At 62.6% G+C, this 14,332-nt stretch carries 10 protein-coding genes; 7 read left to right on the top strand and 3 right to left on the bottom strand.

Going from position 1 to position 14,332, the window contains the following annotated elements:
• The 7 genes from rho to P3W97_RS01875 form a co-directional block, all read left to right on the top strand.
• A partial coding sequence (gene rho / locus P3W97_RS01905) for a transcription termination factor Rho (protein ID WP_300843276.1) occupies positions 1–1,035 on the top strand: 1,035 nt, incomplete at its 5' end.
• An 81-nt stretch (positions 1,036–1,116) separates the two neighbouring features.
• On the top strand, positions 1,117–1,371 hold the full coding sequence (locus tag P3W97_RS01900; protein ID WP_300843275.1) for a type B 50S ribosomal protein L31: 255 nt from the start codon (positions 1,117–1,119) through the stop codon (positions 1,369–1,371).
• A 102-nt stretch (positions 1,372–1,473) separates the two neighbouring features.
• Positions 1,474–3,261: a hypothetical protein gene (locus P3W97_RS01895; protein WP_300843274.1), complete on the top strand. Its 1,788-nt coding sequence runs from the start codon at positions 1,474–1,476 to the stop codon at positions 3,259–3,261.
• 281 nt (positions 3,262–3,542) lie between these two features.
• The gene (gene bcsA, locus P3W97_RS01890) at positions 3,543–5,879 is read left to right on the top strand and encodes a UDP-forming cellulose synthase catalytic subunit (RefSeq protein WP_300843273.1); all 2,337 of its coding nucleotides are present in this window, start codon (positions 3,543–3,545) and stop codon (positions 5,877–5,879) included.
• A gap of 50 nt (positions 5,880–5,929) precedes the next feature.
• A complete protein-coding gene (locus P3W97_RS01885) occupies positions 5,930–8,089 on the top strand; it encodes a cellulose biosynthesis cyclic di-GMP-binding regulatory protein BcsB (RefSeq protein WP_300843272.1) in 2,160 nt (719 codons plus the stop codon).
• Positions 8,086–9,090 carry a glycosyl hydrolase family 8 gene (locus P3W97_RS01880; protein WP_300843271.1) on the top strand — a complete coding sequence of 335 codons (1,005 nt, stop codon included), beginning with the start codon at positions 8,086–8,088 and terminating at the stop codon, positions 9,088–9,090. Before P3W97_RS01885 ends, P3W97_RS01880 begins: the two co-directional genes overlap by 4 nt.
• Before the next feature lie 350 nt (positions 9,091–9,440).
• Positions 9,441–11,525, top strand: coding sequence for a cellulose synthase subunit BcsC-related outer membrane protein (locus tag P3W97_RS01875; RefSeq protein ID WP_300843270.1), 2,085 nt, complete (start codon positions 9,441–9,443; stop codon positions 11,523–11,525).
• Between the two features lie 11 nt (positions 11,526–11,536).
• Here the strand turns inward: P3W97_RS01875 and phoR are convergent, their stop codons facing one another.
• The 3 genes from phoR to phoU form a co-directional block, all read right to left on the bottom strand.
• On the bottom strand, positions 11,537–12,847 hold the full coding sequence (gene phoR / locus P3W97_RS01870; protein ID WP_300843277.1) for a phosphate regulon sensor histidine kinase PhoR: 1,311 nt from the start codon (positions 12,845–12,847) through the stop codon (positions 11,537–11,539).
• Positions 12,848–12,916: 69 nt separating this feature from the next.
• Complete coding sequence (phoB, locus tag P3W97_RS01865; RefSeq protein ID WP_300843269.1) at positions 12,917–13,636, bottom strand: phosphate regulon transcriptional regulator PhoB; 720 nt, start codon at positions 13,634–13,636, stop codon at positions 12,917–12,919.
• Positions 13,633–14,331, bottom strand: a complete 699-nt coding sequence (gene phoU / locus P3W97_RS01860) for a phosphate signaling complex protein PhoU (RefSeq protein WP_300843268.1) — start codon at positions 14,329–14,331, stop codon at positions 13,633–13,635. The genes phoB and phoU overlap by 4 nt, the downstream gene beginning before the upstream one ends.
• Position 14,332: the final 1 nt, after the last annotated feature.

Below are 14,332 nucleotides of genomic sequence, written 5' to 3'. Positions count from 1 at the left end.
GACATCTATATCTCGCCCAGTCAGATTCGCCGCTTCAACCTGCATACCGGCGACATGATCGAAGGTGATGTGCGCATTCCCAAAGATGGCGAGCGCTACTTCGCCCTCAACAAACTCGACAAGATCAATGGGCTGCCCCCGGAGCAGAACAAACACAAGATCATGTTCGAGAACCTCACGCCGCTGTTTCCCAAGGAGCAGATGAAGCTGGAGCGCGAGGGCCTCAAAAGCGAAGAAAACATCACTGGTCGCATCATCGACATCATCGCGCCGATCGGCAAGGGCCAGCGTGCGCTGATCGTCGCGCCGCCCAAGAGTGGTAAAACGGTGATGATGCAACACATGGCACACGCCATCACAGCCAACTATCCCGAGGTAACGCTGATGGTGTTGCTGGTGGACGAGCGTCCCGAGGAAGTCACCGAAATGCAGCGCACCGTGCGCGGCGAGGTCATTGCATCCACCTTCGACGAACCGGCCGCACGCCATGTGCACGTGGCCGAAATGGTGATCGAGCGGGCCAAACGGCTCGTGGAGTTGAAAAAGGACGTGGTGATCCTGCTGGACTCGATCACACGGCTGGCGCGCGCGTACAACAATGTGCTGCCCTCCAGCGGTAAGGTGCTGACCGGCGGCGTGGACGCCAACGCGCTGCAGCGGCCCAAGCGCTTTTTCGGGGCGGCGCGCAACGTGGAGGAAGGCGGCAGCCTCACCATCATCGCCACGGCGCTGGTGGACACCGGCAGCCGTATGGATGAAGTGATCTTCGAAGAGTTCAAAGGGACCGGCAACAGCGAGCTGCATCTCGACCGCCGGCTCTATGAAAAGCGTGTGTTCCCGTCGATCCAACTCAGCCGCAGCGGCACGCGGCGCGAAGAGCTCTTGCTGTCACCGGAGATCCTGCAGAAAACCCGCATCCTGCGTCAGTTTTTCTACAACATGGACGAGATCGAGGCGATGGAGATGGTGCTCAAGAGCATGAAGCAGACGAAGAACAATCAAGAGTTCTTCGAGCTGATGCGCCGTGGCGGTTGAGCTCGGCCGGCTGTATAATGGTGGACTTTGCAGCAAGTGCACCGGATGGGCCGGTTGTGGCTACTGCATCAGGAAGCAACCATGAAAGAAGGCATCCACCCGAACTACCGCGACGTTTGTTTCGTCGATCTGTCCAACGGCAGCCAGTTCGTCATTCGCTCGTGCGCGCCGACCAAAGAGACCATCAAGCTCGACGACGGCCGGGAGCTGCCGCTGTTCAAGCTGGAGACTTCCAGCGAGTCGCACCCCTTCTACACGGGCACGCAAAAGAGCGTGGACACCATGGGTGGCCGTGTCGAGAAGTTCCGCAACCGTTACGCACGCGTCGGCAAATAAGGTTTGGGGGTCATCGGCCGCAGCCCCTTGCGGCCGAGCGCCCAACAAAAAAGCAGCCCGGTGGCTGCTTTTTTATTGTCCGATCCCGGTAGGCTCGCAACCATGGCCTCCCCGTCACCCCGCCTCGTGCAGCGCCTCAATCCCGCCCTCGTTACCGCAGATACCGCCCGTCGTCTGCCCCGCTGGGTACCTTGGGTGTTGATGGCCGCGTATATCCTGCCGGGTTTTCTGGGGCGGGATCCGTGGCGTACGCAAGACCTCTCGGCGTTTGCCGTGATGCTCGACATGCACCGCGGGGGACCATGGTGGACCCCCGAAGTGCTGGGCGCGCCCGCGGACGCGCTCGCGTGGCTGCCCTATTGGCTGGGCGCACTCGCTCTGAGCGTCCTGCCTTTGCCGGCTGAACTGGCCGTTCGGGTACCCTTCGCAGGGCTGCTTGGGCTGACGCTGGCAGCCACCTGGTACGCCACCTACCACTTGGCGCGCGAACCCGCCGCGCAACCGCTGAGCCTGGCCTTCGGCGGCGAAGCCCATCCCGCGGACTATGCGCGCGCCCTGGCTGACGGCGCCCTTCTCGTCATGGTAGCCACGTTAGGCTTGGCCATGTTGGCGCATGAAGCCACCCCCACGGCGGCGCAACTGGGGTTTGCGGCCCTGGTGTTTTATGCGGTAGCGCTGGGTCTGCGCTCCCCCCGCAACGCTGCGCTTGTCCCCGGCTGGATGAGTGTGGCACTGTGGTGGGCGGGCGTATGGGGATGGGCATTATCCGGTGGCCCCGTGCCCATGCTGGTGGTTTCTGCAGCGGGTGCGTGGTGGTGGTGGCGCAGCGGTCATCCCGCCAGAGTTTGGGGTAGCGCGGCGTTGGGTAGTCTCGGCGCAGCCGGTGCAGCGTTTGCACTCGCCCTGGCAGCCGATCGAGCCATCGAACTCATCCCCTTGCGGTTGGGGGCATGGTCCAACCTCGCAGCATGGCAGGGGTTTGGACGGCTGTTGGCGTGGTTTCTGTGGCCGGCCGCAGCCTTCGCACTCTGGACGCTGTGGCGGTGGCGCGGTCGCTGGCGTGAGCCACACATCGGCTGGCCCGCGACCGCGGCGGCCCTGGCGGTGGGTATCACCTTCCTCAACGGCGGCGATGACCGCAGTCTGCTTCTGGCGCTTCCGCCACTGGCCGCCCTGGCAGCCTTTGCCTTGCCAACCCTACGGCGCAGCGTTAGCGCGCTCGTCGACTGGTTTGCGGTGCTGTTTTTCACCGGAGCGGCGACTCTTGTCTGGCTGATCTGGATCGCCATGCAAACCGGCATACCCCCCAAACCGGCAGCGAATATCGCCCGACTGCTTCCGGGATTCGAACCCACACTCGATGCGCGTCTGGTGCTGCCGGCCCTCGTCGCCACGGCAGCCTGGATTGGTGCGGTGGCATGGCGCTTGGGGCGCTGCGCGCCGGCTCTGTGGAGAGGGGTGGTGCTGTCGGCCTCAGGTCTGACGTTGAACTGGGTATTGCTTATGACGCTGTGGCTGCCGCTGCTCAACTACGGCCTTGGACAGGCCCCGGTGTCGCAGCGGATGGCCGCACTGGTGGCACCAGGCGATTGTGTATTGGTGCACGGGCTGGATGCCGCGCGCATCGCCGGACTGCAGCACCACGGCGGATTGCAAGTGTGGCGCCTTGGACAACCAGATGCGCCGCGCTGCCGCTGGCTGGTAGCCATGCCGGCGGACTTCCCGGGTCTGGCACGCAAGGAAGATCTTTCTGATTGGCAATTGCGCACCGAGCTCCCACGCTTGAGAGAAAACCGCGAGAGGTGGCTGGTTTTCGAGCGCCGTTCGGAAGCCCCCGCGCAAGCCGACGGCGATGGGCTGCGCACCGACTCCATGCCGAACCCTCGGTGACGCCGGCGCGATCGCCTGCTAACGAAACGACCGCTGTACGGGCAAGCTCTGGCTACCTGCTCCTCCCAAAAACGACCGGGAGCCGACTTGGGGCGCCACGTGGACACAGGTGCCCTCGGCAAACGAGGGCCACATATAATAACGAACATATCATTCAGAACCCGACCATTGCCAGCGACTGGCTAAGCGTCCGTGTACGCCCGCTCCGCTGTGGTTCGAGGGCAATCAACGCGACGAGCAGCCCGCAACGTTGGGGTCTCCGAACATGAACTACCCGCGCGATGCCGAAATCACGCACCGATTGGATCGCGCTTAAGCGCACCCTGGCCGCTTCGGTAGGCACTCTGTCGTGGGCCGTCGCCGCGCTGGGATGGCTGACGCTGGCTGCTTTGCCGGTCGCGGAAATCAGCCACAGTCTATTCGCCTACACCGCGGTCGCGATTTTGTTCGCCTTACGCCGTAAGGCTCGAACACAACCCGAATTGCGCTTGGCTTTTCTCGCCTTGGCGGGGCTATTGAGCGCGCGTTACATCGTGTGGCGGGCTAGCGAAACCTTGGTGGTGACCGATATCTTATCCACCCTAGCGATGCTCGGGCTTTTTTTGGCCGAACTGTATGCAGTCGCAATTTTTTTTCTTGGGAACTTCGTCAATCTGATGCCCTTGGACCGCCGGATGCCAGCTCTGCCGGTCGACCGCGCCCGCTGGCCGACGGTGGACGTGCTGGTGCCCAGTTACGACGAAGACGCTGCATTGCTGGAGACCACGCTGCTGGCGGCACTGAACATGCGCTATGCCGAAGGTCGTTGCCGGGTCTACCTGCTCGACGACGGCGGCACTGACCAGAAATGCAATGACCCCGACCCGGCCAAGGCGACGGCGGCGCGGTTACGCCGCGAGAAGCTCCAGGCGCTGTGCGCGAAGATCGGCGCGCACTACCTCACCCGTGCGCGCAATGAGCACGCCAAGGCGGGCAACCTAAACGCGGCGCTACCGCACATCGACGGCGAACTCATTGCAGTGCTGGATGCCGACCACGTCCCGACCGTCGATTTCCTCGAACGCACCGTCGGCGCCTTTCTCGCTGACGATCGTCTTTTTTTGGTGCAGACCCCGCACTTTTTCATCAATGCCGATCCAGTCGAGCATAACCTGCGTATCTTCGGGCGCATGCCGCCGGAGAATGAGATGTTCTACGGCGCCATCCAGCACGGCCTGGATTTCTGGGAGTCGTCCTTCTTCTGCGGCTCGGCGGCGGTATTGCGGCGCGCCGCCCTGGACGAGGTGGGAGGGTTCACTGGCCAGACCATCACCGAGGATGCCGAGACGGCGCTGGAGCTGCACAGCCGCGGCTGGCGCAGCGCCTATTACGGCCGTCCGCTCATCGCCGGTCTGCAACCGGAGACCTATTCCGGCTTCATCACTCAGCGGGTGCGCTGGGCCCAAGGCATGACGCAGATCCTGCTGCTGAAAAACCCGTTGCTGCGAACCGGTCTCAAGCCATGGCAAAAGCTGGCTTATTTCAACAGTACCCTGTTTTGGTTATTCCCGTACGCGCGCACAATCTTTATACTGGTACCTTCCGCTTGGCTGATCTTTGGGCTACAGGTCTACCACGCCAACCTTACCCAATTTGCTGCCTACACCCTACCGCACCTAGCTGGGATGCTACTCGCCGGCCACCTGCTCTACGGTCGAGTTCGTTGGAGCTTCGTCTCCGAGCTCTATGAAATGCTGCAGTCCTTCTACAGCCTGCGTGCCATCAATCGAGTGTTTTGCAACCCGCGCGCGCCGCGGTTCAAAGTCACGCCCAAGGGCACGACCCATGATGAAGATTTCATCTCCTCGCTGGTCAAGCCCTTCTACGCTTTTTATGGGCTGGCATGGGTTTCGCTTGCATTTGGTGTCTGGCGCTGGTTTGAACAGCCCATGTCGCGCGATGTCACCCTGATCACCCTGAGTTGGGAGGTGCTCAATTTGTTGCTGCAGCATGGGGTGCTGGGCGCCATGTACGAGCGTCGGCAGCGCCGCGGCGCGCCGCGCGTGCCGGCGGAGGAGCGCGTTCGACTGATGGGTACCTCGGGTACGTCCCTGGATGCGCGTATTCTCGATGTTTCCGCGACGGGTCTGCAGTTGGGTGTCGACTCGACCGCATTTCTCCCGGCGGGTCGTCTGCATATCGAGGTCACCCCCGCTGCACTGGGTTATTCGGTGCAGTTGCCTGTCTCGATTGCCTGGCAGCGTGACGGCGCGCTCGGTCTGTATTTCGAGCCACAAGACCTGGCGCAGAAGCGCGCCATCGTCGCCCTGGCCTACGGGGACAGCCAACGCTGGCGGAATATACAGTTGAACCGGCAAGAAGAGGCCGACCGACTGGGGGTAATAGGAGCGTTCTTCCGACTGGTGATCCTCGGCGGCCGCGCCGCCGCCGATCACTTTACCGCTGTATTGGCACGACTTTCAGCATGGATGGACCGATGCCTGACCGCTCTCGCTCGCTGGTCGCCATCTAAAATCGGGAGGAGGGAAAATACCCTCTCCACAGCCGGCCCGATGGGTCGCGCATTGTATGGCGCACCCTCGAGCCACTCTATCGCACAAACCCCGGATCTCGAATGAGACGCTTTTTATTGCTATCTACGCTAGGTTTTTTTGGGTGGCATCCGACCGTGGCCGCCCTGCCCGCGGCACCACCCGTACCGACTCCATCGGGCGCCGCGCTGGCGCACTTCATGCCGGCGCCCACTCCGATCGATCTGCGCGGCGTACACGCGCGCGCCGAGGTATCCATTCCCATCCCTGCGGGGTTTGAGCCCAAGAGGTTGATCCTGCATTTGGCGGCAGCCAATTCGGTAGCCCTCATGCCCAAGCGTTCGGTATTGAGGGTTTTACTGGGCGATTCCTTGGTTGCACAGATTCCACTCGACCCCAAATTACCACGCATTGAAGCCAGCGTCGAATTGCCGGTGCAACGGCTCAGTCCCGGTTATCACCGACTGGTTTTTGACGCCGCTCAGCACTATACAGTGGCATGCGAAGATCCATCGGCACCTGAGCTATGGACGCAGATCGATACGCAACGGTCCTGGCTCGAGCTCGATGGCCGGTGGCAGGATGGGCCGCTGAGCCTTGCCGAGCTCGACCGTCTCTTTGATCCGAGGCGCTGGGGATCACAGCCACTTACTGTCGTCACCGTCGGTCCCCTCACTTCCGATACCATCCGGTTGGGCGCCATCGCCAGCCAAGCCGCCGCTGTGCAGCTGCGGTATCGACCGCTGCGCGTCATGCACCGGTCGCTTGAGCTGCGTCCAGGCGCTCTTGAGGCCCTGCTCCAGTCAGCTGGTCCGCTCGGACCAATAGTATTGCTGGGCGCACCCGACGCGATTGGCGTCGTCCTGGGAGGGGCCCTGGCGGGTGACTCACAGCTCGCTTTACTGCGGCACCCAGCGCGGCCGGAGGATCCTTTGCTCGTGGTACGGGGCACTGTCCAGGAGATGGAGCGTGCGCTGCAAGCCCTCGCCATCCCACGCATGCCGCTGCCCGATCGTTCCGAAACAGGCATAGACAGGGTTTTCCCTTTGCCTGCGTCGGTCAACCTGCCGGCCAATCGGCCAGTGCGCTTGAGCACTTTGGGTTGGAATGAAGATCTGGAAGTGCGGGGGCGTTTTGGCGGTCGGGCCATCGAATTCAATTTACCGGTGGACTTTTACACCCCAAGAGAAGACTTTTTGTCCCTGCGCCTGAATCTCTCCTACGGCAGCGGTCTGCGCAAGGACTCCGCGCTGAATATAGCGGTCAACGGCCGTTTTGCCCACGCCGTTCCACTCCACGAGCTGCACGGGGCACGCTATGACGACTATGAAGTGCAGATCCCTGTGGCCCTTCTGCAGCCGGGCTTCAATCGGCTCGAATTGAACGCCTCTTTAATCCCAGCCGAAGGCGGGCAATGTGTCGAGCAGGCTGTCGAGTCCATGCGGCTGACGGTGCGCGCCGACTCCACCATTCAACTGCCTTCTCATGCGCTCGTCGCCGCCGTGCCAGACCTACGCTTGGTCGGACGTGGCGCCTACCCTTATGCGGATGCGCGCAGTGTGGGCCTTTGGCTGGGTGACGACGACTCCGAGACCCTTGGGGCGGCTTGGACATTGCTGGCGCGTCTGGCCCAAATCCGCGCCAAAATTTTGGCACCGCTGCAGGTGCAGGTCGGACAGGCGCGACCGAATTCGGCGGAAGACTGGATCTTGGTTGGTACCCCCAAACAGTTTCCCGCGGAGATCTTGGCAAACGCGCCGCTCGATCCGATCAAACGGATCTCGTATAGCGGGCTGGAGCCTTTACTGGAGACGCCAGCGCCTGCCTGGCGCAAGTGGCTGCACTGGCTCGCGCTCGGGGTGCCCACTGTCCCAACCCGTCCTGATCCCGTGAACATGACGCTTCAAGGACCCACGCTAGGCCGGCAGGCTGCGCTGTTGCAATGGCTCGATGGAAAGGGGAGACTGCTCACTTGGCTTGCCGCCGACGAGACGATGGTGCTGCGAGAGCGCGTCTCGACACTGATCGAGCCAGCTGTATGGAGTCGGCTGGCAGGGGATGTCATGCTCTGGCGCGATGCCGATGCCGTCTACACCGATCGCGTCGGCGCGGTAGGTATGCGCGGTAGCGCCGGCTGGTCCATGCGTTTGAGCTACCTATTCAGCCAAAAACCCGTGTCTTGGATGGGCACGGCGCTCGTGATTCTCCTTCTCGCCTGGTCTTCTCGTATGCTCCTCTTGCGCTTCAAAGCCCGCAAGCGTCCGAATTTGGTCGAAGAGGGAGATCCCAAGCCATGAGGCGTTTGCTCAGCTTCGTTCTTTGCTGCCTCATGGCCAGTTTTGTGCTCCCTGCCCATGCGTTGGATCCTGCGCTGTGGCAGACATGGCGCACTCGCTTCGTCGCTGCCGACGGGCGGGTGATCGATACCGGTCAGGGTGGAGTGAGTACATCAGAGAGTCAGGGCTACGGCATGCTGCTCGCTGAAGCGGCTGCTGACACCGCCCATTTCGATCGCCTGTGGAATTGGACCCGAACGCATCTGGCGATACGTGAAGACGGCCTGCTTGCCTGGCGCTACCATCCGCAGCGCGGTGTGGAAGATGCCAACGCCGCGGCAGACGGCGACCTCCTCGTTACCTGGGCCTTGCTTCGCGCCGCCGAGCGCTTTGGACGCGCCGACTATCGCGAACAAGGACTGGCTTTAGCGTCGGCCATCCGGCACCACCTCATCGCCGCAAGTGCCTGGGGGCCCGTGCTCAAGCCGGCGCCCGCGGGCTTCGATCGGCCGGAAGGAGCGGTGGTTAACCTTTCTTACTGGGTGTTCCCCGCCATCGAGGAGCTGGCGCGCGCCGACCCCGATCCCGTATGGCCTGCCCTGCGTACCAGCGGCCGCGAGCTGCTTCGGCTGGCGCGTTTCGGCCGCTGGAGTCTGCCGCCCGACTGGCTGCTTCTGGCCGATCCGCTGCGCCCAGCTCCTGGGTGGCCGGCGCGGTTCGGATACGACGCACTGCGCATTCCCCTTTACCTCGCCTGGGCTGGAGAGCGCGACGAGCTCGTACTGGCGCCCTTCCGCGCGTTTTGGGGGGGATACGCCTGCACCAAACGGCTGCCCGCCTGGACCGATTTCGATTTGGATGCTGTCGATGGCTGGGGTGGCTTTGCTGGTGTGACGGCCATCGCAGCCTTGCTGGGCATTCAAGTGCCCAGCTCTGTCATGCCCCGCTTCGAGGATCTCGACTACTATCCAGCCACGCTCGTCCTATTGGCCCAGTTGGCCGCACGCGAGGGTACGCCATGAGATGGTCAATCGCCCTAGTCGCAGCCTACGCTTGGAGCGCCCAAGCCGCCGGTTTACCACAGCTCCTGATGCGCCAAGAACACGACCTTCAGCTGGAGCGTCAGCCAAATTCTGGCGCTGCCATCGTGCGCCGTGATGATCGAGTGTACAGATCTGATGTCCAGATAGCCACCCCTCCGTCGAAACAGGCGCCAGCCCCCCCGTCCAAAGCGGTGGCCGCTACTCAGCAAAACCCCGAGGTGCGAACTCCTCCCAAGAAAAAGATGTCGCGGCGTTCTGCCAACGCCCGCACCTTGGCTCCTCAAGCGCTTTGGCACACATTGCTGACAGAGGCGGAAAGCACCAACTCCGTGAGCGCTTTGCTCGCTCGCATAGAAGCGGACAGCGATTGGTTAGAAACCGTGGCCAGCGCCGACCTACTGCAACGATTGGGCTGGGTGCTCTTGACCGCGGGCCGTGAGGACCAAGCTCAACGATGGTTTACCCAGGCCCTAACACGTGAACCTGACAACGCCCCGGCGCGCCGCGGTCTTGCACAAATCTATGTGCGCAGGGGAGCTGGGCAGGAGGCCTATGCGCTGCTGGAGCCGCTGCCAGGGGCGGCTGCGGAACTCAGAGATTTGGCGGACGCCCTAGCCGAGCAGGCACGCATGAATGGAGAAGAAGCAGCCGAGGCCGACTGGCTGCGGCGCGCTCTGGCCAACGCCGACGGTGACGCAATCGGACTGCGCGAGCGGTTGGCCTGGAATGCACAACGGCGGGGACTCTGGGCCGAAGCCGTCGCGTTATGGCGGTCTCTTTTGGTCGCCGAACCGCGCATCGAATGGCGCAAAGCACTCGCAGCTGCCCTCCAGGAACAGGGCGAGATCGAAGCCGCCTACGAGCTGCTGCACGGTTTGCCGCAGGCCGAGCAGCAGCGAGCGGCAATGGCCAACCGGCTCGCCCAGCAAGCGCGCGCCCAACAGCGGTACGAAGAGGAATACCGCTGGCTTGTTGCGGCTTTGCGCGATGACGCCGACAGTGCGGACCAACACATCTTGTTGGCCACCAATGCTGAAGCCCGGTTGTCGAATGAGGACGCAGCGAAGTATTGGGCTCGCGCCTACAGCCTGCGTCCTGACGATGCGACGGCCGCGGCTTTGGCGGGTCACCTGATTCGCTTGAATCGGACAGAGGAACTCGCACGCCTGGCCGCTGTCGATCCCGGGCCCTTGGCCGATGAATGGCAAAGCTGGCGAGCGCAGCAACTATTGAGTCAAGGGCGGGCTCGTTCTGCTGCGCATGTCGCCCCAGCGGGACGACTGCCTGAGCTGAGGGGCGTGCTGGCTCCGCGCATCAGCGTGGGATGGGCAGCGCGCGATAAATCAGGCAGCTCGGGGGGCAGCCATCTCCGATTGCGCCATGCACCACAGCTCGAACTCGCGGCACCGCTCGCCGATGGCTGGTTCCAGGCCGAGCTCAGCGGAATCGGGGCCGATGCCGGGATGACTGCGCAAAGTCTTCCGTTCGGATCTGCCGTTCTCGGACAACCTGCCGTCAGCACTCGAACTGGAACGCATCCCGCGGTGCAGCTGCGCTGGTCGTATTTGGGAGGCAGCGGCCCTGAATTCGCCATCGGCACGACCCCCGCTGGCGCGCTCATACCCGCTACCGCTACTTTCGAGTTGGCCTGGCGGGAGACAGCGGAGAACCATGCATGGCGCAGCGCGCTCTTTCGCGAGCCGGTTCGCGACTCGGCTCTTTCGCTCATCGGATTGCGCGACCCAAACAGTGGCCAGCCTTGGGGGAGGGTGATAAGCGATGGCGTACTGGTCGACGGTTACCGCAGACTCAGCTGGACAGATCAATGGTCGTTGGCTGGTCAAGTACGCTTCGCACGCCTGACCGGACGCTCGGTTGAGGACAACCAACAAGCGGCTGTGCGCGTGGAGCTGATGCGCACGTTCGACGCAGCCGGTTTTTACTTCCTACAAGCGGGGCCGAGCCTGGGTTGGGAAGGCTATCGGCGCGACTTGTCTGCGTTCACCTGGGGCCATGGTGGTTACTTCAGCCCGCGCAGTTTTGTCAGTGCCGGAGCAGCTTTGCAATTTCAGACCGTCAGCCATTCACGCTGGCTACTTTCCGGTCGATTGAGTGCCCAGTGGCAAAGCATCGAGCGCGACAGTGCCCCTTGTCACCCGCTTGCCGCACCGGCCACACCGACGATTTGCACCAACGCCTATCCCGGCGAGCGCAAAAATGGTCTGGCTGGCCAGGTGGAACTTCGTGCTGTGGCCCGCCTCTCTGACCAATGGCAAGTAACCGCAAGCCTGGGTTACCGAAGAGGCCCAGCCTACCGTGATCAGGTCTTCGGACTTACACTGGTTTACCTGCTGGAGCCTCAAACCCGCCTGTACGCTGACGACTTGCCCAAAAACATAGGCGCGCTTTGGTGAGCGCACATCGTTCAGCGCACGAGTACGCGCGCCGGTGGAAAACGCAAGCGAAACGTCGATCCAAGGCCCGGTGTGCTCTCGATGAGAAGCTGGCCACCGTGCCGTTGGGCGACGTGTTTGACGATGGCCAGCCCCAGGCCTGTGCCACCGCTTTCGCGCGAGCGGCTACGGTCCACGCGGTAAAAACGCTCGGTCAAGCGCGGAAGATGCTCCGCTGCAATGCCTGGTCCCGTATCGGAAACATAAAACTCGACCGAATCGTCGGGTAACAGTCGCCAGCCGGCCTCGACTCGACCCTGCGCCGGGGTATACCGGATGGCGTTGGACAATAGATTGCCGATCGCACTGAGCAATTCGCCTCGGACGCCGGCCACATCCAGCGTTGGACCAGGCCGCAGTTCGATTGTCTGCTGCCCCCCATGCAACACATTGGCCAAGGCCTGCGCCTGTGACCCCGCTTCAGCCAACAGATCATCCGCAGCCACCCATTGTGAATCGTCGGGATCCGGGCTGCCCTCAAGCCGTGACAACGTCAACAAATCGTCTACCAGGGCCTGCATGCGCTGGGCTTGCTGCCGCATCAGATCGAGAAAATGCGCACGTTCCCTCTCGTGCAACGGCAGTGTCTGCAGCGTTTCGATGAAACCGACGATGACCGTCAGCGGACTGCGTATTTCATGCGAGACATTGGCGACGAAGTCGCGCCGCATCGTTTCGGCCAGCTCAATCGCCGTGATATCGCGCGTCAGCAGCAGGCGCCGCCCCTTGGCGTAAGAGAATATTTGAATTGCGATGCGCTGCGGATGACCTGGCCTGGCCTTGCGACCGTCGATTTCCACCGGCTGACTAAAATCGCGTCGATTGAGGTAGGCGATAAAGGCGGGATCGCGGACCAAGTTACGGATGCGCTGACCCAGATCGCGTTTGGCGTCAAATCCAAGATGCTCACCCGCCATCAGGTTGGACCATTCGATGGTGCCCTCTTTACTCAGCAATACGACCCCGTCCGGGGAGGCTTGAATAGCCGCCAACAATTCTTGCAACCGGGCATTGCTTTTCCGCGCCTTACGGTTCAGCAGCTTGAATACCCGTCGGGAGCGGTCAACGACATCGCCCCAGATGGATCCGACGGCGGGCAATGTCGAGGCTGAGGGCTCGCGCAACCATGCCAGGACTCGGCGCGCGCGCCAGTTGTCCACGGCCAGCCACGCCAATGAGCCCGCGACAGCTCCCAGAAAGCTCCAGACGGATCCGTCGGACCACAACAAGGTCACGGCGCCACCGGCGAGCACTGCGCCGATGAGTTCGAACGAGCGACGCATCATCGGCGCAACATCATAGCGAGGCGTAGGCTGCCACAGCCTTACGCGCGCGGCAATGGCCCGACAACGTCACGCCGAACGGGCGTCAGCAACCGACTCGAACGCCCGCGGGGAGAAGCGGTAGCCCGCGCCGCGCACCGTCTCGATCAACGCACCGGCCGAACCGAGCGCCTCGCGCAGGCGCTTGATGTGAACATCCACCGTGCGCTCCTCGATGAAAACATGATCGCCCCAAATGCGGTCGAGCAACGCGGCCCGTGTGTGGACCCGCTCCGGATGCTTCATCAGGAAATGCAACAATCGAAATTCGGTTGGTCCGACCTTGAGTTCGCGTCCTTCGAACGAAACCCGATGCGCTGCAGCGTCCAACATTAGCCCGCCCGCTTGTACCGTGTCGTTGACCGCCTCCGGGGCACGGCGGCGCAGCACGGCGCGGATACGCGCCAGCAGCTCTTGCGTCGAAAACGGCTTGGTGATGTAGTCATCTGCACCAGCGTCAAGCCCCTGCACCTTGTCGGACTCCTCGGAGCGGGCGGTGAGCATAATGATTGGTACCGCCTTGGAGCGCTCGTGGGCGCGCCATTGCCGGGCCAATTGCACTCCGCTCATACCCGGCAGCATCCAGTCCAGCAAGACGACATCCGGCAGTACGGCGTCGACTTCGCGCTGCGCGGCATCGGCGTCGAATACAACGATGGGCGAAAACCCATTGTGCCGCAGATTCACAGCAATCAACTCGGCGATCGAAGGCTCGTCCTCGACCACCAGAACACGGGGCAATTTCCTCATCGCACCACCGACTCCACTTGCGCGATCGGGGCGTGGCGCACGTCCAACCCCTTGACGATATAGATGATGATCTCGCCTATGTTCTTAGCATGATCACCAATGCGCTCGATGGCCTTGGCAACGAACAGCAGATCCAAGCTCGGCGAGATCGTACGCGGATCCTCCATCATAAAAGTGACGAGCTTGCGCACAAACCCGTTGAACTCCACATCGATCCGGTCATCCTCGCGCATGATGGCTACCGCCTCTTCCACGTCCAACCGCGCCAGGGCGTCTAGCGCGCGGCGCAACATAACGGTGCCCAACTCGCTGGCCAAGCGCAGCTCCGACACCGGCAGGCGGCGGCCATAGCCGCTTTCGACAATCGACGTCACCATGCGCGCGATACGCGCGGCCTCGTCACCGGCACGCTCCAGATTGCTGACCGTCTTGGAGATGCCGATCAAAAAACGCAAGTCACGTGCGGTGGGTTGACGCCGAGCGATGGTGGTCGTCAGGTCGGCGTCAATGCCGAGCTCGAGCTCATTGATTTCGCGCTCGACGTCAAGCACCCGCTTGGCCAGTCCGCCGTCCTCGCTGACCAGGGCTTGCACCGCCCACTGGATCTGACGCTCGACGATACCGCCCATCTCCAGCACGCGCGTGGAAATGGAGTTGAGCTCGGCGTCGAACTGGCTGGAGATATGCTTATTCATG

Origin of the sequence: Tepidimonas sp. (assembly GCF_029335975.1) — a bacterium.
Lineage (GTDB): Bacteria > Pseudomonadota > Gammaproteobacteria > Burkholderiales > Burkholderiaceae_C > Tepidimonas.
This window is presented reverse-complemented; position numbering and strand designations above follow the sequence as displayed.